This is a genomic window from Enterobacter sp. UPMP2061 (genome assembly GCF_053709615.1).
Window position 1 is genome coordinate 121495 of record NZ_JBSKJP010000001.1, and the last position, 24323, is coordinate 145817.

Here is a 24323-nt window from a genome sequence, read left to right on the forward strand (position 1 = left end):
GCGCCTGGATGCAGCCACGGGTGTGGGCTGCTGTATCATTTTCCACTACAAGCCTTTATAAGCTTGCCTAAGAAACATTGCCGCCATGAAGTTTATCATTAAATTGTTCCCTGAAATCACCATCAAAAGCCAATCCGTGCGTTTGCGCTTTATTAAAATTCTCACCGGGAACATTCGTAACGTATTAAAACACTACGACGAAACGCTCGCCGTGGTGCGTCACTGGGACCACGTAGAAGTCCGCGCGAAAGACGAAAACAAACGTCTTGATATTCGCGACGCGCTGACCCGTATCCCGGGTATTCACCATATTCTGGAAGTGGAAGACGTTCCCTTCACCGATATGCACGATATCTTCGAAAAGGCGCTGGTGCAGTACCGCGACCAGATCGAAGGGAAAACGTTCTGCGTGCGCGTGAAGCGCCGGGGTAAGCATGAGTTTAGCTCTATTGAGGTTGAGCGCTACGTCGGTGGTGGTCTGAACCAGCACGTTGAAACGGCGCGCGTGCGCCTGACTAACCCGGACGTCACCGTTAACCTTGAGATCGAAAACGATCGCCTGCTGCTGGTCAAGGGTCGTTATGAAGGTATTGGCGGTTTCCCTATCGGCACTCAGGAAGATGTGCTGTCGCTGATCTCCGGCGGGTTCGACTCCGGCGTGTCCAGCTATATGCTGATGCGTCGTGGCTGCCGCGTGCACTACTGCTTCTTTAACCTGGGCGGCGCGGCGCATGAAATCGGCGTACGTCAGGTGGCGCATTACCTGTGGAACCGCTTCGGCAGCTCTCACCGCGTGCGTTTTGTGGCGATCAACTTTGAGCCGGTGGTCGGCGAAATCCTCGAAAAAGTGGACGACGGCCAGATGGGCGTGGTTCTGAAACGTATGATGGTGCGTGCGGCGTCCAAAGTGGCTGAGCGCTACGGCGTGCAGGCGCTGGTCACCGGTGAAGCGCTGGGGCAGGTCTCCAGCCAGACGCTGACTAACCTGCGTCTTATCGATAACGTGTCTGATACGCTGATCCTGCGTCCGCTGATCTCTCACGATAAAGAGCACATCATCGATCTGGCGCGTAAAATCGGTACTGAAGATTTTGCCCGCACCATGCCGGAATATTGCGGTGTGATCTCAAAAAGTCCAACCATCAAAGCGGTGAAGGCGAAGATCGAAGCGGAAGAAGAGAACTTCGATTTCAGCATCCTGGAAAAAGTGGTGGCGGAAGCGTCCAACATCGATATCCGTGAGATCGCTCAGCAGACCGAGCAGGAAGTGGTTGAGGTGGAGACGGTCAGCGGCTTCGGTGCTAACGATACGATTCTGGATATCCGTTCTGTTGATGAGCAGGATGACAAGCCGTTGCAGGTGGAAGGCGTCGAGGTGGTTTCGCTGCCGTTCTACAAGCTGAGCACCCAGTTTGGCGATCTCGACCAGAGCAAAACGTATCTGCTGTGGTGCGAACGTGGGGTCATGAGCCGTTTGCAGGCGCTGTATCTGCGTGAGCAGGGCTTCGCGAACGTGAAGGTGTATCGCCCGTAGTTTCTCGCCCGGTGGCGCGAGCGCTACCGGGCCTGCGATTCTATGCTCTTTTTGGCCGGGTAATCGACAATGGAAAAAAAACATAAGTACTGGGAAATCAAAGAGAGAATCAAAAAAGATATTCTCAATGAAGTCTACAAAAAGGGCGAAAGCATTCCGTCGGAGCGCGATCTTGCCAGTATTTATGACGTTACGCGCGTAACGGTTCAGAAAGCCATGGCGATGCTGGTACAGGAAGGGTATATCGAGCGTATCCACGGCAAGGGCATGTTTGTTTTAAAGAATACTGCCAGCAATATTTACATTCTGAATAATGAAAAGAGTGACAGTATTCTCGGGTTTTCCCGTGAATTTCAGGGGCGGGTCAACGTAACCAGCCGCTTGCTGACGTTGACGACCCTTCACGCCGACGCGGCGCTGGCACAGCACCTCGAAATTGCGCAGGGTGATGATGTCTGGTTTATTCGCCGTATCCGTTTACTGGACGGACAGCCGGTGTTAATTGAAGACAGCAATATTCCTCACAAGGTGGTTGCCACTGTTCCGCAGGCTATTCTCGAAGTGGGATCGCTGTATGGCTATATTGAAGACTTTACCGGTAAGAAAATCAGCGACGCCGATTCACTGATTGAAGCGGATCTTTTTGATGAGGAGCTGGCGGCCCATCTCAATATTCTGCCAGGCCAGCCGATGTTGAAAATTACCGAAGTCACGCGCCTCGATGACGGTAGAGCATTTAACTTCTCCATCAGCTACAACCGGGCAGATATTTTCCGCGTCAAGAATATGCACATCAAACGATAACAGGCGCATCAGCGCCTGTTTCTCTTTTACAGCTTAGCGGCTGCCGCTTTATCGACAATGATCCTTAACCGTGGGTGCGGCTTTAGCAGCGTCGCGGGAACCGCCGGGTCCGGTGCGGAATTGACGGTTGTTGCGATGATGTCGGCTTTTTTCTCGCCGCTTGCCATCAAAATAATGGCCCGTGAGGCCAGGATAGTCTTCATCCCCAGCGAAATGCCCTGACGGATATGACGCTGCTGGCCGAAGTATTTAACCGAAACGGCCTGCGTCACCGCATCCAGGTCCACGATGTGGCAACCGGTATCGAGGGCGGCGCCCGGTTCATTGAAGCCGATATGGCCGTTCATACCGATCCCCAACACAATGATGTCAGGCCCACCGTGGGCCGTAATAAAGTTATCCACACGCTGACACTCTTCCTCGGGGGATTGCGTCAGGCCATCAAAGAAACAGATCTGATCGTCGCGCAGGGCCAGGTGGCTGAAGAAATGGCCCCATACCATCTCCCGGCAGCTGCCTTTATCGGCCTGACCGAGCCCCAGCCACTCATCCAGGCCAACAAATGCCGCACGGGAAAAATCGACCTTACCCTGTTTGCTGGCGTGCACAAGCGCGGCAAAAACGCCCAGCGGCGTATCTCCACCCGCGATGCAAATCAGCGCATCGGGTTTTTGCGTAACGGTTTCAATGACCGCTTTCGCCACGGCGTCACTCAGCGCCGCATAATCGTCTGTCTGTTCTACGTTCATTGTGCGTCCTTACGTTTAGCATACTGGGGTAAATAACGGTGGTTGACCTCAAGATATTCATTAAGGATCTGTTCTGCCGCGGCGGCAGAAGGCACAAGGGGATTTACGCTCAGCGCCAGCAGCGCCGTGTCGTAATTTCCAGTGACAGCGGCCTCAACGGTGAGCTCTTCATAGGCCTTCACGCTCTGGATCAGGCCGCGGATCTTCACGGGCAGCCTGCCATAGGCGAGGGGATGCGCGCCGTTTCGGTCGATCATGGCGTTGGTTTCCAGCGTAACGTGATCCGGCAGATCGGGTGTTGTGCCCCTGTTAGGAACATTTACGACGTGGATCTCTTTTTTATCGTTATAAATAGCGCTGATGATCGAGCATGCAGTATCGGAGTACCAGGCGCCTCCGCGCTGCTCCAGCTCTTTCGGCTTGTGCGCGAGATGGGGGTCCTGGTAAAGCGTAAAAAGCCGTTGCTCAATTTCGCGCGTCTGCTCGCCGCGGGTTCCCTTAGTATTTGCATCGCGCAGCGCGGCGTCGGTCATCTCGCGGGTCAAAAAATAGTATTTGAGGTAGGAGATAGGGTACATGTGGAGTGCCCTGGCAAAGCGGGCACTAAACCCAATGTCCGGTATATTTTTCAGGGAGTTATTTGCGCTGCCCTCGGCCAGTTTTTCAATAAAGTCGTCGGTATAATCCTCTCCCTTGAGGAAAATTTGGTCGGCAAAAATAAGATGGTTCAGACCAATAATGCGTGCGTAAACGTCCGACTTCTGCACGCCGTAGGCTGTGGCGATGTCCATCATCATGCTGTTTGCGCCACTGCAAATGCCTATGGTCCGAATGGCCGAGTGGCGGGTGATTGCCTCGGTGACAATCCCGGCCGGGTTGGTGAAGTTAATCAGCCAGCCGTTCGGGCACCATCTTTCCATGTCCTTACAGATATCCAGCAGGACCGGGATCGTGCGTTGAGCTTTCATAAACCCGCCGGGACCTGTCGTCTCTTGCCCCAGAACGCCGTATTTTAGCGGGATTTTTTCATCGTTGATGCGGGCATCAAGAAAGCCGACACGCAGCTGCGTGGTGACAAAATCGGCATCTTTCAGCGCCTCTTCCCGATCGAGCGTCAGGTGGATATTCATTGGGAGCCCGGCTTCAGCTACCATGCGCTGGGCCAGCTTTCCGACAATCTCCAGCTTCTCTTTTCCCTCTTCAATATCCAGCAAATAATAATCGGTGACCGGCAGCTCTGCGTAGCGTTTGATAAAACCGTCGATCAATTCTGGCGTGTAGCTGGAGCCGCCGCCAATAGTGACAACCTTGAGCTTTTTCATCGTGGTTCCTTTTTACAAGATGGGGTCGGAAAGCGTGTCCGCGTTGCGGCGGGCATTCTCTTCGGCCGCTTCGGTTTCAAGTTGTTTGCGCTCGGCCAGTTTGAAAAACGGCAGCCAGACCAGGGCGGAAATAACCAGCGTGCAGACGGACCAGATCACGGCAGGGATATTGCCGCCGGTCACGAACCATGCGGCGAAAATCGGCGGCATGGTCCAGGGGATCTGTAAGACGGGGCGACCAATGATGTCGAAGTACATCAGCGACCAGGTTGAGATGCACAGGATCATCGGCGTCAGGGTAAACGGGATCATCAGCAGTGGGTTGAAGACTATCGGGCAACCGAAAATGACAGGTTCGTTAATACAAAATATCGCGGAGGGCAGGGAGAGGTTGCCCACTGATTTGTACAGCCGACTGCGGGAACGCAGCATGGCAATGACCAGCCCCATGGTCGCGCCCGTTCCGCCCAGGCACATAAAGACGATATAAAACCCGTCGGCGGTAATATGGGGAATGGGCTGATGATGCAGATAGGCCTGAGTATTTTCAGCGATGTATTTCAGGAAAATGGGACTGGTGATGCCGGAAAGCACGTTGTCGCCATGTATGCCGCAGCACCACAGCAGCGAAATCAGAAAAATAAGCACCAGCATGCCCGGCAGCGAACCGAGGCCGGAGACGAGCGGGCTGAGCAGCAGGGTGAAGAAGTGGTTGATATCAAAATTCAGGATGACCCTAATCAGCCAGATCAGAGTGATTGCTACCGCGGCGGGGATCAGGCTCGCAAAAGATTGCGCCACGGCAGGAGGCACGCCCTCCGGCAGGGTGATCACGACGTTGTGCCGGATAAAAAATCGCACGATGTGCACCGTCAAAATCGCCAGGATGATGGCAGAAAACAGCCCCGCCGCACCAAGATTGTCAACGTTGAGCTGATAGCTGTCGTTGAGTTGCGCCAGTAAGAAAACCACCAGCGTGACTATGCAGCAGGTGATAGCGTTGAGGTTGTACTCCTTCGCGAGGTTGTAGCTGATACCCACCGCAGAAATCAGCCCTATCGCACCAAAGGTAACGCCCACCGGGGCGCTGAGCTTTTCGGCAAACGGGCCAAGCCATTCACTCCAGCCGGGTATCGGTAGATTGGCGAGAATGAGAAACAGGCTACCGGTGATGGTGAAGGGTAAGGTCAGCGCAATACCGTTGCGCACGGCGACCAGTATTTTATTTTCGCCTACGCGAATCAGTACAGGAATGACTCTGTGCTCAAGAAATGTAATCACATTGCTTACTCCAGAAGAGATTTCTGCTCTCCCGCCGCTGTTGATGTTATCAGGCTTTGCTGGCGGATTTTTAAACTGGTATATACCAGTTGAATGCAGTTTTTCACGGTTCTTTTAGCCTGTCAAACAGGCATGCAATGCGGTGCGGATTTGATTATTTCTCTGAAAATAAAGGGTTTTTGAAAGGGTAAAACGGTGGGGAGACGCTTCAGGGCAGGAAAATGAATCGCAGAACTGTGACGCTGGCTGCACTATTTCTGTAGGGCAGACGGGCCAGCGCGTTGCCAGCCCGGGAGGACATCAGGCTTCGTAGAAATTATAAATCCCCGCCGCCATCACCAGCGATGACGCCACTTCGTACGCTTTTTCGCGCCCAATCAGCAGGTCAATAATCTTCAGGCCAAAATCAATGGCGGTGCCCGGCCCCTGGCTGGTGAGCAGGTTAACGCGCGGATCCCAGACCACGCGTTTATCCACCCACTGGTCTTCCGGAATTGTGTCCTTCAGGCCAGGAAAGCCTGTCATATTGCCGATGGGGAAAATGTCGTGCGGAACCAGCACCGTACCCGCGGCCGCACAGATTGCCGCGACGATACGCCCGGAAAGATGAAACTGACGAACGGTTTCAACCAGCAGCGGGCTGTCGCGGAAACACTCTGCACCCTTCAGCCCACCCGGCAAAACGATCATGTCGTAATCACCGTCCGCCACCTGTACAAGCGGTGCATCCGCCAGGATCTTCACCCCACGCGAGCAGGTAATCGCCAGACTTCCGTCGCTGGCGACGCTGGCGGTAGTAACCTTAATACCACCACGCACCATCAAATCAATGGTAGTGACCGCTTCTGTCTCTTCGCTACCAGGGGCGAGGCATACCAGTGCCGATGCGCTCATACTCACTCTCCTTTCGTTTTACTAACTCAAACAGACGGCTGTTTTCCGCAACGGTAATACCGTGTGCCCGGGCGCGTTTTAACAGATAACCGGTAATGTAATCAATTTCGGTATGCCGCATAGCCCGGATATCCTGCAACATTGAGGAGATATTTTCTGCCGTACTCTCAATAACCTGGTCGACATAATAACGTAAATCGGACTCTGAGGTGTGGTAGCCTTCGCGTTCAATGACGGCGGCAACTTCCCGGCAAATCAGCGCTACCCGATCGGGATGCTTGCGCAGCTCACCGTTAGGGCAATCCAGCAGGGCGGTCAGCGGATTGATCGCGCAGTTGACCGCCAGTTTGCGCCACAGTTCCGCGCGAATGTTATTGTGCCAGGCGACGTCAGGCAGCGTGCTTTGCAGGGTATCCGCAAGATAGCTGTAATCGCCGGGCTGTTCACGCGCAGGACCGATATGGGTGATACCACTGGCAACATGGATAATGACGTTACCGTCGCGACGTGCCGCGTGGGTGGTTGTCCCCATCAGCAGCGGTTGCCGGACAGATTTTAGCTCTTCAATGGTACCCATACCGTTGTGAATCAGCAGGATTGGCGTGCGTTCAGGTAACTGGGCGGCCAGGCTTTTCACCGCATCGGAGACCTGCCAGGCCTTCAGCGTGACCAGCAGCAAATCACTGGTGGCGAGAAATTCCGGATCGTTTGCCGTCAAAGACTCGTTAAAAATTGAACCGTCTGTACCAATTACGTTCACACTGCAATAGGGCTGGGGAATTCGCAGCCAGCCCTGAACGTCGTGTCCCTGTTTGCATAGCGCTGTAAGCCAGAGTTGGCCAAGGGCTCCGCATCCAAGCACTGTTACTTTCATCGTTCCTCCTCACCTGCAACGGCGCCAGGTGCTATGACGCCAAGTATAGCGCCATCAGCTAAGCTTCTCGTTATGCCTCGTTGCGGGTATTATGCAACGCAACAAAAATGAAGGGAGAAGAAAAGATGCCATCTTTCGATATTGTTTCTGAAGTTGATTTGCAGGAAGCGCGTAACGGCGTAGAAAATGCTGTCCGTGAGGTTGAGTCACGTTTCGATTTTCGTGGCGTTGAGGCGACCATTGAACTGAACGACGCGAACAAGACGATCAAAGTCCTGAGCGAGTCTGATTTCCAGGTCAACCAGTTGCTGGATATCCTGCGCGCCAAGCTGCTCAAGCGCGGCATTGAAGGGACCTCACTCGATGTACCGGAAGATTTTGTTCACAGCGGCAAAACCTGGTTTGTGGAAGCGAAGCTGAAGCAGGGGATTGAGAGCGCGGTACAGAAAAAAATCGTTAAGCTTATCAAAGACAGTAAGCTCAAAGTGCAGGCGCAGATCCAGGGTGAAGAGATCCGCGTGACCGGAAAATCCCGTGATGACCTGCAATCCGTGATGGCGCTGGTGCGTGGCGGCGATCTCGGTCAGCCATTCCAGTTTAAAAACTTCCGCGATTAAGACAATCATGCCCGGCTAAACCGGGCATTTTTTCAGGCCTTCAGCGCCTGCTCCACCTCAAAGCGGTTAGTCACTTTGCTGTCAATTTTGACATACGCACTGCGCTCTTCCGGGACAATCAGCACTTCGCTCACGCCCTCTGTCGCTTCCAGACGCTGTTTTAACGCGTCACCGATTGCCACGTCATCGGGAATTTCTACCCGTAGGCTACTTACATAGCGCGGCTCTTTCATGGTGCTGGCAACAAACAGCCAGAGCATCGCCAGCAGCGCACCGGCGAGGAAAACGGTCTGGGAGTCAAACAGACCGTCCACCCAGCCGCCGAGCGACCCGCCGATCGCCACGCCGAGAAACTGGCTGGTGGAGTAAATGCCCATCGCGGTGCCTTTGTATCCTGCCGGAGACTCTTTGCTGATAAGCGACGGCAGCAGGGCTTCCATCAGATTAAACGCCAGGAAGAACAGCTGTACGCCGGCGATCAGTTCCCAGAAATGCGGGCCAGCGCCCCACAGCACAATCTCGGCAATCAGCAATAACGCCACGCAGCCCACGAAGACGCGTTTCATTTTGCGCTTCACTTCGGCGTAAATAATGAAGGGCACAACGGAGACAAACGAGATCAGCATTGTGACCAGATAAATTTTCCAGTGCTCTGCCGCCGGGAAACCGGCTGCGGCAAGTTGACCGGGCAGGGCGACGAAGGTGGACATCAGCAGAATGTGCAGGCACATAATGCCGAAGTTCAGCTTATGCAGGCGCGGCTCGGCGATGACTTTGCTGAAGCAGCCTTTCACCATCCCGGATTCACGGTTGAGGACGTGGTTTTTACTGTCAGGCACAACCCACAGCGTGAGTGCGATCCCAATGGTCGCCAGCACCGCAATCATCCAGAACAGGGCGTGCAGGCCGAGCGCATGAGTGATAACAGGCCCCAGCACCATGGCAATGGCAAACGTGACGCCGAAGCTGACGCCGATAAACGCCATGGCTTTGGTGCGGTTTTGCTCGCGGGTTAAGTCTGACAGCAGCGCCATCACGGCGGCGGCAATCGCCCCGGAACCTTGCAGGGCGCGCCCAAGAATAATTCCCCAGATGGAGTGGGAGAGGGCGGCGATGATGCTGCCAAGTACAAACACCAGCAGCCCGCCGACAATCAGCGGTTTGCGACCTACGCGGTCGGAGAGCAGGCCAAAGGGGATCTGGAATATCGCCTGCGCCAGGCCGTAGATACCAATCGCCAGACCAATCAGCGCTTCGCTGGCACCCTGTAACGCCATGCCATATGTGGTCAGAACGGGCAGGACCATAAACATGCCAAGCATCCGCAGCGAGAAAACAGTCCCTAAACCCCAGGTCGCACGCAGTTCGCCTGGCGTCATTTTATAATCGTTCATTACCACCTCTACCAAAAAGCAGGCCATAGTTTAGGCGGGGTGATAAGTGCGGTAAATAGGTGTTTGTTTAAGAGATATTACGAGGGTGTGATAAAAGCACCCCCGGATAAAAAATTACGCCTCGACGCGCAATCCGTAGCTTTTGAATTTCTCAAGAACAATGGCAATTTCATCGTCACTGAGTACCGGAACGGGATCTACTATCGCCAGCGTGGCCAGGTAGAGTTTTGCCAGCACCTCTACCTCCTGCGCCAGCCACAGTGCCTTTTCAAGATTTTCTTCGCAGGTTATCAGGCCGTGGTGCTGTAATAGCGTCGCTTTGCGATCGCGTAATGCGACCGCGACATGCTCTGACAGCGCGCGCGTCCCGAAGGTCGCGTAAGGGGCGCAGGGAATGGAGTTTCCCCCGGCGGCGGCAATCATATAGTGAATAGCAGGAATGGGGCGGTTGAGTATCGAGACGGCGGTACAGTTAACCGCATGGTTATGGACGACGGCGTTAGCATCCGGGCGGGTCTGATACACAACCTGATGAAAACGCCATTCGCTGGAGGGCAGTTTATCTTCTTCGTGTCGCCCCTGTGCATCTACATAGACGATACTCTCTTCGGTCAGATGCTCGTAGGGAATTCCGGTCGGCGTAATCAGCATGCCGTCGCGATAGCGAACGCTGATATTGCCGGCGGTGCCCTGATTTAACCCCATGCGGGTCATCTCAAGGCAGGTGTCGATAATGTCTCTGGCTAATCGGGCTCGTTCCATTTTTTATTCTCCGGGTACAGTTTTATTTTTACTGGCGGGAACGTTTGACCAGCTTCATATCGACTTTCGCCGTCTCGTTAACCGCTTCGCCGTCGATGGCTCGCTGCATCAGTTCAAACGCTTTTTCCGCCCAGGTATCTTCATCCTGCTGCATGGACCAGACGCTGTTAGGCAGGAACCCCAGCATGGGGTGCTCATCGAAGGTGCCGATATTGATGTGTTGGGGCACGGTGCCGGTACGCGTCCGCAGGGCTTCAATTGCCCCTTCCAGAACGGGTAACGATGAGGCGATAAACGCCTGCGGAACACCCTGGCTGTCGATAAGCGAATCCATCAGGGCATATCCGCCCTCCGGCGTATTGTCCGGCCCTTCGATGACCCACTCGCGATGGTGAATACCGGCTGTTTTCAGGGCCTGTAAGTAGCCGTTCAGACGGTCCGTAATACTGGGCAGTGCGGTATCGCCCACAAGGAACCAGAGCGGCGTTTTTCTCTCTGCCAGCATGTTGCGGGCCAGTTCATCCCCCCCGGCCTCGTTATGACTCTCAACCAGCGCGTTGTCAGTAAAGCCAAAATCCCGGTCGAGGAGCACCAGTGGTTTTTGGATCTGCCGCAAATGATGCTGCTGGTTTTCCAGCGTCGAGGGAACGATAAACAAGCCGTCCACGTTGCGCGCCATCAGGGCTTTGACCAGCTTGTTTTCGTAATCCACATCGTTGTAAGTACAGCTGATCATCAGCTGGTAGCCCGAACGGCGGCAGCGCAGTTCGAGTTTCTCGGCGAGCGTTGCAAAGAACACGTTCGAGATGTTGGGTACGATGAGTCCCAGCGTCTCGGTTTTGTTTAGCTTAAGACTGCGCGCCGAATGGTTGAGGGTATAGCCGAAGCGCTCGACGTGTTCATTAATTCGGGACTGTGTTTTCACGCTGATCCGATACTGTTCGGCTTTCCCGCTCAGTACCAGCCGCACGGTGGTGACGGATAAATTCAGATCCTTCGCTATCTGTTCAACTGTTTTGGCCATCGCTACGCCTCAATCCTTAACGTACGTAAAAAACTGCTGATAAAGCATACGCATCCTGCCATTACATTTCCTGCTGCATCAGGAGATTAAGCGCCTGCTGCTGGGTCCACAGCATCAGGTACGCCTCATATTTTTGCCTGTGGAAAGCCGCGGTTTGCGGCCGACGGGTGATGATGTCGCCGGCTTTGACCATTTCCCGGGTGGCATCGGTGAGCGTTGCCCATGCACCGCTCGCCACAGCGCCGCAAATGGCCGCGCCGAGAGTGACGGCATCTTCTTCGGCTAAGAGATGAATATCGCAGCCCGTGGCATCGGCATACTCCCGCAGCCAGAGCCGGTTATGGGTGGCTCCTCCACAAATGACAATGCGCGACAAGGTGTGCCCGTGATGTTTCAGGGTATCCATAATATGTCGTGTGCCATAGGCTATGGCCTGTAGCGTGGCCAGATAGAGCCTCGCCAGCGCACGTTCACCGGTTTCTAATGTCAGACCGACCACGCTGCCCCGCGCATCCGGACGCGAACGCGGCGAGCGGTTGCCGTGGTGATCGGCCAGAATGTGCAGGTTGCGGGTGGGATATTTTTCTTCCTGTTCAAGCGCGGCTACCCAGTCGTTGAGCAGCGCCACCGGATGGCGTTGCGCCGCTTCTGCTTTTGCAAACAGGTCTGCGCTGGCTCCGTGCTCGCGCAACGTCCAGTCGACCAGTGCCCCGGCAGCACTTTGCCCGCCTTCCGTCAGCCAGTAGCCCGGCAGCATGGCGCTCCAGTAAGGCCCCCAGACGCCGGGCGTATGGATCTCCGTCTGACTGGCAAGCATATGGCAGTTCGAGGTTCCGCTGATGAGCGCCAGCGTGCCCTCCGGGTGTGAGCCCGTCAGCGCCACGCCACCCGCGTGGGCATCGATCATGCCGCTTGCCACAACCACCTCTTCGGGCAACCCCAGAGCTTGCGCTGCCTGTGGGCTGAGTTTCCCGACGCATTCAGCGACGTCCAGAATAGTATCGGGAATTTTTGTCAGTAAGGTCTCCAGCCCCACCTCCCTGAGCAGCGATTCGCTGAACTGCGCCTCATGCGCAAGGTAGCTCCATTTGCAGGTGAGGGTGCACAGGCTGGCGGCGTCCTGGCCCGTCGCTTTCCAGACCAGAAAATCGGCAAGGTCGAAAAAGCGCCAGGCCTGATTCCAGGTTTCAGGATGATGTCGCTGCAACCACAGCAGTTTTGGCAGTTCCATTTCAATACTCACCTCGCCGCCCACGTAGCACAGGGCCGGATCGCGTGTGGCATTGATGCGAACGGTTTCTTCGTGAGCACGATGATCCATCCACATAATGATGTCCTGCGATGCCGGACTGTCGGGGGACACGCTCAGGCCGTTACCCTCAGCATCCAGCGCGACCAGCGAGCAGGTGGCGTCGAAGCCAATCGAACGAATGGCGTCGGGTGAGATCCCAGAGGAGTTGACGGCTTCCCGCACCACCGCGCAAACCTGCTGCCAGATCTCCGCGGAGGACTGTTCCACGCGCGCGTTGCTGGCGTGAAACTGCGAAATCGGACGGGTCGCGAAGCTCAAACGCTCGCCTTGCGCAGAGTAAAGCCCAGCACGAACGCTGGCTGAACCCACATCGACCCCGAGGAAATAGCCGTCACTCATCATGAACTTCCTTATTTTTTACCAAACGGATGTAACAGTTTATCAATTTCAGGGGTGTTGATATTCTGCGCATTGACATATTTCACTGGAATATCAATTTCTTTAGCCACCGTCTGTCCGGAAATCACCGCGTTCAGCGCCTTTATGCCCTGATAACCAATCTGGTACGCGTCCTGCACCACGAAGCCCTGAATCACGCCGTTTTTGAGGAAGTTAATGATGGCTTCGGTGCTGTCAAAACCGATGACTTTCACTTTGCCCTTCAGATTCTGGCTGTCGATCGCGTTCGCAACGCCCAGGGTTGAGCCTTCGTTGGTGGCATAAATACCGGCGATATCCGGGTTGGCCTGAACCATATCAATGGTTTTATCCATCGCCTTTTGCGGGTCGCCGTCGCTATATTGCACCGGCAGTACCTGAATATTCGGGTACTTCTCTTTCATTCGCTCGCTGAATCCTTCAGAGCGCTCAATGGCGGACGTCGTTCCGGCTACGTGGGCGATAATACCCACTTTCCCCTTCTGGCCTACCTGCTCCGCCAGCGCATCCGCAGCCTGTGCGCCCGCCTTACGGTTATTGGTGGCGACAAAGCTGGCCGGGATATCGGAGTTCACGCCCGAGTCGAAGGTCACCACTTTGATCCCCCGGCTGTTGGCGGTTTCGACCAGCGGGGCAAGGGCGTTTGCATCAAGCGCGGCCAGCAACAGGCCGTTTGGCTTTTGTGCCATGGTGTTTTCGACTAACTGGATCTGCTCGGCGATTTGCGTTTCATCGGCAGGGCCAACGTAGCTGGTTTTGTCACCCAACTCTTTTGCGGCAGCTTCCGTCCCCATTTTGACCGTCTGCCAGAATTCGTGCTGGTAACCTTTACTGACTACCGGCAGGTTCAAATCTTTTGCCAGCGCGCTGCTGGACAGGATGGCAACGAGCGACAGGGCGCTCAGGATATGGCTGGTTTTCATTATTTTGCTCCGTTGTAGGGTTGGCAGGGCTTGTTGTATCGAGAACCTAACGCATTCTTTTACGTAACGTGTCCAGGTAGACGGCGGCAACGACGACCACGCCCATCGCCACCATCTGCCAGAACTGGGACACGCCCATGAGATTGAGGCCGTTTTTCAGTACGCTCATAATGAACGCACCTATGATGGTGCCGCCAATCGTGCCCACGCCGCCCATCAGACTGGTACCGCCAATCACTACCGCCGCAATGGCTTCCAGCTCATAACCCACGCCTACGGTTGGCTGGCCTGAATTGAGACGAGAGGCGAGGATCACCCCGGCCACGCCGGTTAACAGGCCGCATAAGGCGTAAACGAAAATTTTCACTCGCTGGACTTTGATCCCGGAAAGATGTGCCGCCGTTTCATTGCTGCCGACAGCGTAGATATAGCGGCCCATCACCGTTTTCTTCAGGATCCACATGGCGATCAGTGCCACGATGACCAGGTAGAACACCGGGTAAGGCAGGACGTCGAACAGGCGACCCTGCGCTAGCAGCTTGAACTGCGGGTAGTCAGAAAAATAAATCGCGCGGCCATCGGTCATCACCATATTGATGCCGCGTACCGACATCATTAAGCCGAGGGTGGCAATAAACGGTGGTATGGTCATTTTGGTGACCAGAAACGCGTTCACATAGCCGCAAAGCCCGCCGGCGAGCACGCCTGCCAGAATACAGACCGGCAGCGGCATACCAAACCCGGCGGCGATGCCCACCGCAACCCCTGAGAACGCCACCACCGATCCGAGCGACAGGTCGATCCCGGCGGTAATAATCACAAAGGTTACGCCAATGGCCATGATGCCAATCACCGCCGTTTGCAGGGCGATAGTCATGATATTTTCAGTATTAAAGAAGAACGGTGAGCTGAAGCTGAAAAACAGAACCAGCAATACCAGGCTAAAAAGAGGCGCCAGACGCATCAGGAGCGCTTTATTTATTTTCATCGTATGACTTCCGCTTTGCGGCGATGGAACGGTAACGGACATGATTAATCCTCCAGCGTGGCGTATTGCATGATTTTTTCCTGGGTGGCGTGCTCAGCCTCTATTTCGCCGGCAATGTGGCCGCTGCGCATCACAAGTATGCGGTCGCACATTCCTAATACTTCCGGCAGTTCGGATGAAATCATGATGATCGATTTACCTTTAGCGACAAGGCGGTTCATTAGTTCATAAATTTCCAGCTTGGCGCCAACATCAATTCCCCGGGTTGGCTCATCAAAAATTAAAATATCGGTATCTTTACAGACCCAGCGGGCAATAATGATCTTCTGTTGATTACCGCCGCTTAAATTCAGTGCCGCCTGTTCCAGATGCGGCGTTTTTATTCGCAGCGCATCCACCAGTTTCTGGCTGGACTCCCGGCAGCGTTTTTCATCGACATTACCCGCGGCGCCGGCGTAGTCCGGGTAATTGCCGAGCATAATGTTCATCTCAACGGAAAGGCCGAGGGCGAGTCCCTCTTTTTTGCGGTCTTCTGTTAAATAGCTGATGCCTTTCTCAATGGCGTCAGCCACGTCTTTAATCCGTGTGGGGGTGCCGTTCAGCGTCAGTGTACCGGCGTCGATCGCATCGGCGCCAAACAGGGCCCGGCCCAGTTCCGTTCGGCCTGCGCCCATTAAGCCAGCGAGGCCGAGGATCTCACCGCGCCAGAGGGTAAAGTTGATGTCGTGCAGTACACCATTTCGCGTCAGGCCATTCACCTCCAGCACTTTTTCTCTGCGCTGATGCGGCGGGCGTTTTGGGTAGATGTTATCGAGATTGCGGCCAACCATCATGGCGATAAGCTCGCCGATCTGAACCGTTTCATAATCTACGGTGGCGATGTATTGTCCGTCGCGCATGACGGTCGCGCGATCGGCGATCAGCGCCAATTCTTCCAGACGGTGCGAGATGTAGACTATCCCCGTGCCCTGAGCCTTGAGCATCCGCGTGACGTCAAACAAACTCTCGATTTCACTTTCGGTCAGCGCGGCGGTGGGTTCATCCATGATTAGCACTTTGGCATTGACCGAAATCGCTTTGGCAATTTCCACCATCTGCTGCTGGGCTACGGTTAATTCACTGACGCGGGCGTCCGGGGCGATTTTTAAATTCAGCGTGTGCAGTATTTTCTCAACCGCCTGTCGCTGGGCGCGTTTATCTAACTGCCAGCGACTATTTTTGCAGAATTCACGGCCAATAAAGATATTCTCTTCCACGGTTAAATCGGGAAAGAGATTAAATTCCTGATGGATAATCGTAATACCTGCGTGCTGAGCACTTAGCGGATCGCTGAATGATACGGATTGCCCTTCAAAGCGAATTTCACCGGAATCGGGTTGGTAAACACCGGATAATATTTTCATCAGCGTCGATTTGCCGGCACCGTTTTCACCTAACAGGGCATGAACTTCGCCGCGGCGTAAATCGAAATCAACCTGATTCAGCGCCAGCACGCCGGGAAAGCGTTTGGTGATGCGCGTCATCTGAATAAGAGTCTCTGACATTGCAAAATTCCTGTGTTGGAAAGGCAATGAATCACAAGCCACAGTGATTTAGTTATTAAGCTAACTCGACTTAGCTTTCGTCCTTAAAAGCTATTTTAGGGTCATAATTTAGCCAAATCATTTGTATTCAAATTGTGACGTCGTGCAAAGGTATTTTTTTATTTAATTGAATTTAAACGATATGTTTAGTTTTTGCTGAATCGTAATACCTGACGCTGATCGAATTTTGACCTCTCATCGTGAAACTGCTCACAGATCCTGCACATTTATCTTGTCTCATTTTTAGTGAGAACCCTAAGCTAATTCGAGTTAGCAAATTTCACCGCTTTCCGTTCACGGTGCTGCCCGGGCGCTTTTTCACGGCTATGCCCCTGAGACGGATAGGTTAACCAACGTGAGGAAGGGCTATGAAAACGATAAAAGCGTTACCCCGGATTGGCATTCGACCTGTTATTGATGGCCGCCGAATGGGCGTACGCGAGTCTCTGGAAGAGCAGACCATGAACATGGCGAAAGCCACGGCGGCGCTACTCAGTGAAAAATTACGCCACCCCTGCGGTACGCCCGTAGAGTGCGTAATTGCCGACAGCTGCATTGCCGGAATGGCGGAATCCGCCGCTTGCGAAGAGAAGTTCAGCACGTGCCACGTTGGTCTGACGATCACCATCACCCCCTGCTGGTGTTACGGGAGTGAAACCATTGATATGGATCCGCTGCGCCCGAAAGCGATCTGGGGCTTTAATGGCACCGAGCGTCCGGGGGCGGTATACCTCGCAGCGGCGCTGGCAGCGCATAACCAGAAAGGGATCCCGGCGTTTTCCATTTACGGCCACGATGTACAGGATGCGGGCGACGAGACCATCCCGGCAGACGTTGAGGAAAAATTGTTGCGCTTCGCCCGGGCGGGCCTGGCGGTCGCCAGCATGAAGGGGAAAAGTTATCTGTCGGTGGGCGGTGTCTCAATGGGGATCGCGGGCTCGATTGTCGATCACAACTTCTTTGAATCCTGGCTGGGGATGAAGGTGCAGGCGGTGGATATGACCGAACTGCGTCGCCGCATCGATCATAAGATTTACGACGAGCAAGAACTTGAGCTGGCCCTGAGCTGGGCGAAGGCACATTTCCGTTTCGGCGAGGATAAAAACGCAGAGCAGTATCGTCGCAATGAACAGGAAAATGCCGCGATCCTGCGGGAGAGCCTGCTAATGGCGATGTGCATCCGCGACATGATGCAGGGCAACCCTAAACTCGCTGCGATGGGCCGCGTGGAGGAATCGCTGGGCTATAACGCCATTGCGTCCGGTTTCCAGGGGCAGCGCCACTGGACGGATCAGTATCCAAATGGCGATACCGCAGAGGCGCTGCTGAACAGCTCTTTCGACTGGAACGGTATTCGCCAGCCGTTGGTAGTGGCGACGGAAAATGACAGCCTTAACGGGGTAGCGATGCTGTTTGGGCATCTGATGACCGGCACCGCGCAGATTTTTGCTGATGTACGCACCTACTGGTCGCCGGAGTCGGTTGAGCGTGTTACCGGCCAGAAGCTCACTGGACGGGCTGAGCACGGCATTATTCATCTGATCAACTCCGGCTCGGCGGCGCTGGACGGTACAGCGGAGCAGAAAGACGCCGAGGGGAAACCGACCCTGAAACCACACTGGGACATTACTGAGCAGGAAGCCAACGCGTGCCTGGCCGCAACCCACTGGTGTCCGGCGGTGCATGAATACTTCCGCGGGGGCGGTTTCTCATCAAACTTCCTCACCCGGGGTGGCGTGCCATTTACCATGACCCGCGTAAACCTCATCAAGGGTGTGGGTCCGGTATTACAGATAGCGGAAGGCTGGAGTGTTGAGCTGCCGGAACACGTACATGACATTCTGAATAAGCGCACCGATTCAACCTGGCCCACCACCTGGTTTGCCCCACGCCTGACCGGTAAAGGCCCGTTCAGCGACGTCTATTCAGTGATGGCGAACTGGGGCGCTAACCACGGGGTATTAACCGTCGGGCACGTCGGCGCTGATTTCATCACCCTGGCGTCCATGCTGCGCATCCCTGTATGCATGCATAACGTACCGGAGGCACTGATTTATCGGCCGACGGCCTGGGGCGCTCACGGTATGGATCCGGAAGGGCAGGATTACCGCGCCTGTGAAAATTACGGACCGTTATACAAACATTAATCCGGCCTGCCAGCCTGCTCCGGCGGGCTGGCAGCCTGTGGGGACCGCGATGAAAAAATGTTTTCTGGTTCTCGATTGTGGCGCGACGAACGTGCGCGCCATTGCGCTGGATCCCGAAGGGAATATTGTGGCGCGCGCCGCGGTGGCGAACGAAAGCGAAAGCGCCGCTGAAAATCCGGCCTGGCACCAGTGGTCGCTCGACGCCATCATGCAACGGTTTGCCGTCTGTTGTCAGAAAATCAGCGCAGCGCTGAGCGAGCATCAACTGTGCGGAATGAGTGTGACGACCTTTGGCGTGGATGGCGCACTGGTAGATGAGCGGGGAGAACTGCTTTACCCGATCATCAGCTGGAAGTGCCCACGAACCGTGCCGGTGATGGAAGCGGTGGCCCGTTCATGCTCCCCGGCAGAACTACAGCAGATCACCGGCGTTGGGCAGTTTAGTTTTAACACGTTGTATAAGCTAGGCTGGCTTCAGGACAACCATCCCGATCTGTTACAGCGTGCTCACGCCTGGCTTTTTATCTCCTCGCTAATCAACCATCGCCTGACCGGAAAGATGACGACCGATCTCACGATGGCCGGTACCAGTCAGATGTTCGATCTGCATCAGCAGCGCTTCAGTGAAACGATCTTAAGCAAGATCGGCGTGCCTCATTCCCTTTTCCCGCCGCTGGTTTCCCCCGGAGAAAGGATTGGTGAATTGCGGCCCGACGCTGCATCCAGGCTCGGATTGCCTTGCGGTGTGCCGGTGATCTCCGCCGGGCACGACACGCAGTTTGCCCTTTTTGGCGCCGGGGCGGGAATTAATGAGCCAGTTCTCTCTTCGGGTACCTGGGAGATTTTAATGGCGCGCACCATGCAGGTTGATACCGCTTTGCTGGGGCAATACCCGGGCGCAACCTGCGAACTGGATAGCCGGACGGGGCTCTATAATCCGGGAATGCAATATCTGGCGTCTGGCGTACTGGAGTGGATCCGCGCGCTGTTCTGGTCGCCTGATACCGACTGGGACACTATTCTGGCTCAGGCGGCGGCAATTCCGAACGGCGCGGATGGCGTCACGATGAATACCCAACTGCTCGATTCTCCACTCGCCGGCTGGCAGGGCGTTACGCTCACCACAACGCCAGCCCATTTTTACCGCGCAGCCCTGGAAGGACTCACGGTGCATCTGCAAGAAAAATGCCTGGCGCTGGAGGCGATCGCGCAATTTAAGGCGCGTGAACTCCTGCTGGTGGGGGGAGGTAGCCGCAATATGCTGTGGAATCAGCTCAAGTCCAATGCGCTTGGGATCCCGGTGAAGGTTCTTGAAGAGGCTGATACGACCGTGCTGGGGGCGTCTTTGTACGGATGGTGGGGCGTCGGAGAAACGGCCAGCGCTGAGGCTGCTCGCGATCGGGTCCACTATCGTTACCGTTATTTCTATCCTGAGGAGCAACCTTGTGCTTAAAACGATATCCCCTCTGATTTCACCCGAGCTGCTGAAAACGCTGGCAGAAATGGGTCATGGTGACGAGATTATTTTTGCAGATGCTCACTTTCCCGCGCACAGCCTGGGGCCAAAGACGATCCGCGCAGATGGCCTGCTCATCAGCGATTTACTGGCCGCGGTGATACCGCTGTTTGAACTGGACAGCTATGCGCCACCGCTGGTGATGATGGCCCCTGTCGACGGGGATACGCTCGATATACAGGTAGAAGCGCGCTATCGCAACGCACTCTTTGGTGAGGCGGAAGGGGAGGGGATTACGCGTATTGACCGTTATGCGTTTTATGCGCGGGCACAGAAAGCGTACGCCATCGTGGTGACGGGCGAGACCGCGAAATACGGCAATATACTGTTAAAGAAAGGGGTTACGCCGTACCAATAAAAAACGCCGGGCTAAACCCGGCGTTTTTACATCAGTCTTCTTACCAGACGTAAGTCAGCAAGTGTTGTGAATCTGGCACCATGAAGTCTACGGACATCATCACGGACAGGGAGGTGATGGCGACAATCGAGAACACAAACAGCTTGCGTGCCCAGACCTTGTCATCTTCCACTTTATAACCGCGCAGGGCCATGCCGAGCCACCATACGCTCACCGCAGCTGCTACCACCAGATATTTATATCCGGCGTAACCGCCCAGAGAGAGCATCAGCGTTGCCACGGCAAAAGCGATGATGTAGAGCGTGATGTGGTTCTTGGCAACCGAAATGCCTTTCACGACCGGCAGAACCGGAATGTTCGCCGCCTGATAATCCTTAAAGCGGAAAATCGCGATGGCGTAGGAGTGCGGCATCTGCCACAGGCTAAAGATAGCCAGCAGGATGAGCGCACCGCTGTCGAACTCGTTCGTGACGGCGCAGTAGCCAATCACCGGCGGCGCCGCGCCGGAGAGAGAACCAATCAGCGTGCCGTAGACGGAGTGACGTTTCATATACAGGCTGTAGACGCCCACATACACCACGAACCCCATCACCCCCAGCCAGCAGGCCAGCGGGTTAGCACCAAACCACAGCAGCATAAAGCCAGCAATACCCAGCAAGGTGGCGTACACCAGCGAGACGGAAGGAGCAATCAGGCCTTTAACCAGCACCCGATTTTTGGTCCTTTCCATCTTCTTGTCGATATCCATGTCGATGTAGTTGTTAAATACACAACCGGACGCAACCACCAGTGACACACCGACCAGCGTGTAAATAAAGAGGGTGTAATCAATGCTGCCTTTAGAGGCCAGCAGGAACCCTCCGATTACGGAGATCAGGTTGCCAAAGATGATGCCTGGTTTCGTGACTTGCAGGTATTGCTTAAACATACTCGCCGCTCTTAGTGAACCATCATGTTGTAGTTAAGGTTCCACATAATCCAGATGGAACCGACTACCAGGATAGCGATGATAATCACGGTAAAGATAAAGGCCGTCATGTTCCAGCCTTCATCGGACTTGGTGTTCATGTGCAGGAAGCAAACCAGATGCACCAGAATCTGAATCACCGCGGTCACCAGGATTGCGCCCAGGATAACCGGCTTAGATGCAGAACCGTTCATCACCATCCAGAACGGGATCACCGTCAGAATGATCGACAGGATGAAACCTGTCATGTAGGTTTTTACGCTGCCGTGGGAAGCGCCATGATCGTTAGAATGACTCATTACATCGCCCCCATCAGATAGACAACAGAGAACACACAGATCCATACCACGTCCAGGAAGTGCCAGAACAGGCTCAGGCACATAATACGGGTACGGTTAGTACTGGTCAGGCCGCGACGGGAGATCTGGAACATCAGCACCGCCATCCAGATCAGACCCGAGGTCACGTGCAGACCGTGGGTGCCTACCAGCGCGAAGAACGCTGACAGGAAGCCGCTACGATCCGGGCCGAAACCTTCCATGATCAGGTGATGGAATTCATAGATTTCCATCCCGATAAAGCCAGCACCAAACAGCCAGGTCAACGCCAGCCAGGAGACAACCTGGCTCTTGTTGTTTTTGTACATGGCGATAGCCGCCATGCCGTAGGTGATGGAGCTGAATAACAGCAGTGCGGTTTCAACCAGAACGAACGGCAGTTCAAAGATGTCCTTACCGGTCGGGCCGCCCGCTGTCCCGTTCACCAGAACGGCATAGGTTGCGAACAGACAGCAGAACAGGATGCAGTCGCTCATCAGGTAGATCCAGAAACCGAAGACTTTCGTCGGTCCTGTATCATGGTGCGCATGTTCATGCGCGTGGGCAGTTGAGTGCGCCAGAGTATCAGTTGCCATTTTTCAGCCCCGCTTTAGAAATCTCGTCAAAATGCTGGTTTTCCAGCTTTTCAACTTCACGGACTGGTACGTAGTAGTCCACGTCCTCGTCAAAGCTCTTCACAATCCAGCTGATTACGATGCCAGCGAAGCCAACAATCGCCATCCACCAGATGTGCCAGATCATTGCGAAACCAAATACCGTTGCGAAAGCGGCAATGACCATGCCCGCGGCGCTGTTTTTCGGCATATGGATCTCTTCGTAATGCTCAGGTTGCTTGTACGCTTCACCTTTTTCTTTCATTTCCCAGAATGCATCACGCTCGTGAATGTGCGGCACTACGGCAAAGTTATAGAACGGAGGCGGAGAAGAGGTCGCCCACTCCAGCGTACGACCACCCCATGGGTCACCGGTCAGGTCGCGGTTCAGGTTACGGTCACGGATAGACACGTAGTACTGAATCAGCTGGCACAGAATACCGCAGGCAATCAGCGCTGCGCCGCCCGCTGCAACCATCAGCATTGGGTGGAACTGCGGATCGATCTGCTGGCTCAGACGACGGGTCATCCCCATGAAGCCCAGCACGTACAGCGGCATAAACGCCACGAAGAAGCCGATGATCCAGAACCAGAACGCGCGTTTACCCCATTTTTCGTTCAGGGTGAAACCGAACGCTTTTGGCCACCAGTAGGTCACACCAGCGAAGCAGCCGAAGACCACGCCACCGATGATAACGTTATGGAAGTGCGCAATCAGGAACAGACTGTTGTGCAGAACGAAGTCAGCACCTGGTACCGCCAGCAGTACGCCGGTCATCCCACCTACGGAGAAGGTCACGATGAAGCCGATGGTCCACAGCATAGCTGAGTGGAACACAATACGACCCTGGTACATGGTGAACAGCCAGTTGAAGATCTTAACCCCGGTCGGGATCGCGATAATCATGGTGGTAATACCGAAGAAGGCGTTTACGTTGGCACCCGCACCCATGGTGAAGAAGTGGTGCAGCCAGACGATGAACGACAGGACGGTAATACATACGGTTGCCCACACCAGAGAGGTGTAACCAAACAGGCGTTTACGCGAGAAGGTTGCCGCGATTTCGGAGAACACACCGAACACCGGCAGAACCAGGATGTACACTTCCGGGTGACCCCAGGCCCAAATCAGGTTGATGTACATCATCATGTTGCCACCCATATCATTCGTGAAGAAATGGGTACCCAGATAGCGATCCAGGGTCAGCAGCGCGATGGTGACGGTCAGAATTGGGAACGACGCGATAATCAGGACGTTGGCGCACAGAGATGCCCAGGTAAATACTGGCATCTTGAACATCGTCATACCTGGTGCACGCATCTTCAGGATGGTCACGAAGAAGTTAATACCGGTCAGGGTGGTACCGACACCGGAGAGCTGAAGCGCCCAAATCCAGTAGTCAACGCCCACGCCCGGACTGTACTCAATTCCCGACAGCGGCGGGTAGGCCAGCCAGCCAGTCTGAGCAAATTCGCCCACACCCAGTGACAGGTTAACCAGGATAACGCCGACAACCGTGAACCAGAAGCTCAGGTTGTTCAGGAACGGGAACGCAACGTCGCGCGCGCCGATTTGCAGCGGAACGACCACGTTCATCAGACCGATTACCAGCGGCATCGCCACGAAGAAGATCATGATAACGCCGTGGGCGGTAAAGATCTGATCGTAATGGTGCGGTGGCAGGAAGCCGGCTTCGCCCGCAGACGCAAGCGCCTGCTGGCTACGCATCATGATTGCATCCGCAAAGCCACGAATTAACATGACGATACCGACGATGCAGTACATGATACCGAGTTTTTTGTGGTCAACCGAAGTCAGCCACTCATTCCACAGGTAGCTCCACTTACCGAAGTAAGTGATCAGGCCAACTAAGGCCGCGCCACCAATGATAATTGCAGCCACCGTAACCATAATAATCGGTTCATGGTAGGGCACTGCATCCAGTGTCAATTTTCCGAACATTT

The 24323-nt window shown here is 54.7% G+C and carries 22 protein-coding genes; 6 read left to right on the forward strand and 16 right to left on the reverse strand.

Annotated elements, in window-relative coordinates; all coding sequences use genetic code 11:
• Positions 1-85 precede the first annotated feature (85 nt).
• Positions 86-1534 carry a tRNA uracil 4-sulfurtransferase ThiI gene (gene thiI, locus ACWKXX_RS00625; RefSeq protein ID WP_006809903.1) on the forward strand — a complete coding sequence of 483 codons (1449 nt, stop codon included), beginning with the start codon at positions 86-88 and terminating at the stop codon, positions 1532-1534.
• A gap of 69 nt (positions 1535-1603) precedes the next feature.
• Positions 1604-2338, forward strand: a complete 735-nt coding sequence (locus tag ACWKXX_RS00630) for a GntR family transcriptional regulator (RefSeq protein ID WP_015571291.1) — start codon at positions 1604-1606, stop codon at positions 2336-2338.
• 26 nt (positions 2339-2364) lie between these two features.
• On the opposite strand, the gene ACWKXX_RS00635 is transcribed toward ACWKXX_RS00630, so the two are convergent.
• The 5 genes from ACWKXX_RS00635 to panE all read right to left on the reverse strand — a co-directional run bounded on the left by ACWKXX_RS00635 (position 2365) and on the right by panE (position 7458).
• Positions 2365-3087, reverse strand: a complete 723-nt coding sequence (locus ACWKXX_RS00635; protein ID WP_023303188.1) for a glucosamine-6-phosphate deaminase — start codon at positions 3085-3087, stop codon at positions 2365-2367.
• Positions 3084-4409 carry a 6-phospho-beta-glucosidase gene (locus tag ACWKXX_RS00640; protein ID WP_017383176.1) on the reverse strand — a complete coding sequence of 442 codons (1326 nt, stop codon included), beginning with the start codon at positions 4407-4409 and terminating at the stop codon, positions 3084-3086. The genes ACWKXX_RS00635 and ACWKXX_RS00640 overlap by 4 nt, the downstream gene beginning before the upstream one ends.
• Positions 4410-4421: 12 nt before the next feature.
• On the reverse strand, positions 4422-5690 hold the full coding sequence (locus tag ACWKXX_RS00645; RefSeq protein WP_454540755.1) for a PTS sugar transporter subunit IIC: 1269 nt from the start codon (positions 5688-5690) through the stop codon (positions 4422-4424).
• A 300-nt stretch (positions 5691-5990) separates the two neighbouring features.
• The gene (gene yajL, locus ACWKXX_RS00650) at positions 5991-6584 is read right to left on the reverse strand and encodes a protein deglycase YajL (RefSeq protein ID WP_039271576.1); all 594 of its coding nucleotides are present in this window, start codon (positions 6582-6584) and stop codon (positions 5991-5993) included.
• Complete coding sequence (gene panE / locus ACWKXX_RS00655) at positions 6547-7458, reverse strand: 2-dehydropantoate 2-reductase (protein ID WP_017383178.1); 912 nt, start codon at positions 7456-7458, stop codon at positions 6547-6549. Before panE ends, yajL begins: the two co-directional genes overlap by 38 nt.
• A gap of 125 nt (positions 7459-7583) precedes the next feature.
• On the opposite strand from panE, the gene ACWKXX_RS00660 reads away from it, so the two are divergent.
• On the forward strand, positions 7584-8075 hold the full coding sequence (locus tag ACWKXX_RS00660) for a YajQ family cyclic di-GMP-binding protein (protein WP_017383179.1): 492 nt from the start codon (positions 7584-7586) through the stop codon (positions 8073-8075).
• A gap of 32 nt (positions 8076-8107) precedes the next feature.
• Here ACWKXX_RS00660 and ACWKXX_RS00665 read toward each other — a convergent pair whose 3' ends face one another.
• The 7 genes from ACWKXX_RS00665 to ACWKXX_RS00695 all read right to left on the reverse strand — a co-directional run bounded on the left by ACWKXX_RS00665 (position 8108) and on the right by ACWKXX_RS00695 (position 16400).
• Positions 8108-9469: an MFS transporter gene (locus tag ACWKXX_RS00665; protein ID WP_261666404.1), complete on the reverse strand. Its 1362-nt coding sequence runs from the start codon at positions 9467-9469 to the stop codon at positions 8108-8110.
• Positions 9470-9583: 114 nt separating this feature from the next.
• A complete protein-coding gene (fucA, locus tag ACWKXX_RS00670) occupies positions 9584-10231 on the reverse strand; it encodes an L-fuculose-phosphate aldolase (RefSeq protein WP_017383181.1) in 648 nt (215 codons plus the stop codon).
• A gap of 28 nt (positions 10232-10259) precedes the next feature.
• Positions 10260-11255, reverse strand: coding sequence for a LacI family DNA-binding transcriptional regulator (locus tag ACWKXX_RS00675; protein ID WP_015571284.1), 996 nt, complete (start codon positions 11253-11255; stop codon positions 10260-10262).
• Between the two features lie 61 nt (positions 11256-11316).
• Positions 11317-12906 carry an FGGY-family carbohydrate kinase gene (locus tag ACWKXX_RS00680; RefSeq protein WP_261666486.1) on the reverse strand — a complete coding sequence of 530 codons (1590 nt, stop codon included), beginning with the start codon at positions 12904-12906 and terminating at the stop codon, positions 11317-11319.
• An 11-nt stretch (positions 12907-12917) separates the two neighbouring features.
• Positions 12918-13868 (reverse strand): ABC transporter substrate-binding protein, encoded by a 951-nt coding sequence (locus tag ACWKXX_RS00685; protein WP_000858088.1) that lies wholly within the window; start codon positions 13866-13868, stop codon positions 12918-12920.
• Positions 13869-13914: 46 nt separating this feature from the next.
• The gene (locus ACWKXX_RS00690) at positions 13915-14898 is read right to left on the reverse strand and encodes an ABC transporter permease (RefSeq protein WP_017383183.1); all 984 of its coding nucleotides are present in this window, start codon (positions 14896-14898) and stop codon (positions 13915-13917) included.
• A 2-nt stretch (positions 14899-14900) separates the two neighbouring features.
• Positions 14901-16400, reverse strand: coding sequence for a sugar ABC transporter ATP-binding protein (locus tag ACWKXX_RS00695; protein ID WP_017383184.1), 1500 nt, complete (start codon positions 16398-16400; stop codon positions 14901-14903).
• A 407-nt stretch (positions 16401-16807) separates the two neighbouring features.
• Here ACWKXX_RS00695 and fucI point away from each other — a divergent pair, with 407 nt between their 5' ends.
• From fucI to fucU, 3 genes are read left to right on the forward strand one after another with little or no spacing between them, the layout of a single operon-like run.
• Positions 16808-18586, forward strand: coding sequence for an L-fucose isomerase (gene fucI, locus ACWKXX_RS00700; RefSeq protein WP_017383185.1), 1779 nt, complete (start codon positions 16808-16810; stop codon positions 18584-18586).
• Between the two features lie 49 nt (positions 18587-18635).
• Positions 18636-20039: an L-fuculokinase gene (gene fucK, locus ACWKXX_RS00705; protein WP_261666485.1), complete on the forward strand. Its 1404-nt coding sequence runs from the start codon at positions 18636-18638 to the stop codon at positions 20037-20039.
• Complete coding sequence (gene fucU, locus ACWKXX_RS00710) at positions 20032-20460, forward strand: L-fucose mutarotase (protein ID WP_022647241.1); 429 nt, start codon at positions 20032-20034, stop codon at positions 20458-20460. The genes fucK and fucU overlap by 8 nt, the downstream gene beginning before the upstream one ends.
• Before the next feature lie 40 nt (positions 20461-20500).
• On the opposite strand, the gene cyoE is transcribed toward fucU, so the two are convergent.
• Genes cyoE through cyoB form a run of 4 tightly spaced genes read right to left on the reverse strand, consistent with a single transcriptional unit; the run spans position 20501 to position 24321 of the window.
• Entirely contained in the window at positions 20501-21388 is an 888-nt protein-coding gene (cyoE, locus tag ACWKXX_RS00715; RefSeq protein WP_017383188.1) for a heme o synthase, read from the reverse strand.
• Positions 21389-21399: 11 nt separating this feature from the next.
• A complete protein-coding gene (locus ACWKXX_RS00720) occupies positions 21400-21726 on the reverse strand; it encodes a cytochrome o ubiquinol oxidase subunit IV (RefSeq protein ID WP_006809888.1) in 327 nt (108 codons plus the stop codon).
• The gene (locus tag ACWKXX_RS00725) at positions 21726-22340 is read right to left on the reverse strand and encodes a cytochrome o ubiquinol oxidase subunit III (protein ID WP_003859057.1); all 615 of its coding nucleotides are present in this window, start codon (positions 22338-22340) and stop codon (positions 21726-21728) included. Before ACWKXX_RS00725 ends, ACWKXX_RS00720 begins: the two co-directional genes overlap by 1 nt.
• The gene (gene cyoB / locus ACWKXX_RS00730) at positions 22330-24321 is read right to left on the reverse strand and encodes a cytochrome o ubiquinol oxidase subunit I (RefSeq protein WP_017383189.1); all 1992 of its coding nucleotides are present in this window, start codon (positions 24319-24321) and stop codon (positions 22330-22332) included. The genes ACWKXX_RS00725 and cyoB overlap by 11 nt, the downstream gene beginning before the upstream one ends.
• Between the last annotated feature and the right edge of the window lie 2 nt (positions 24322-24323).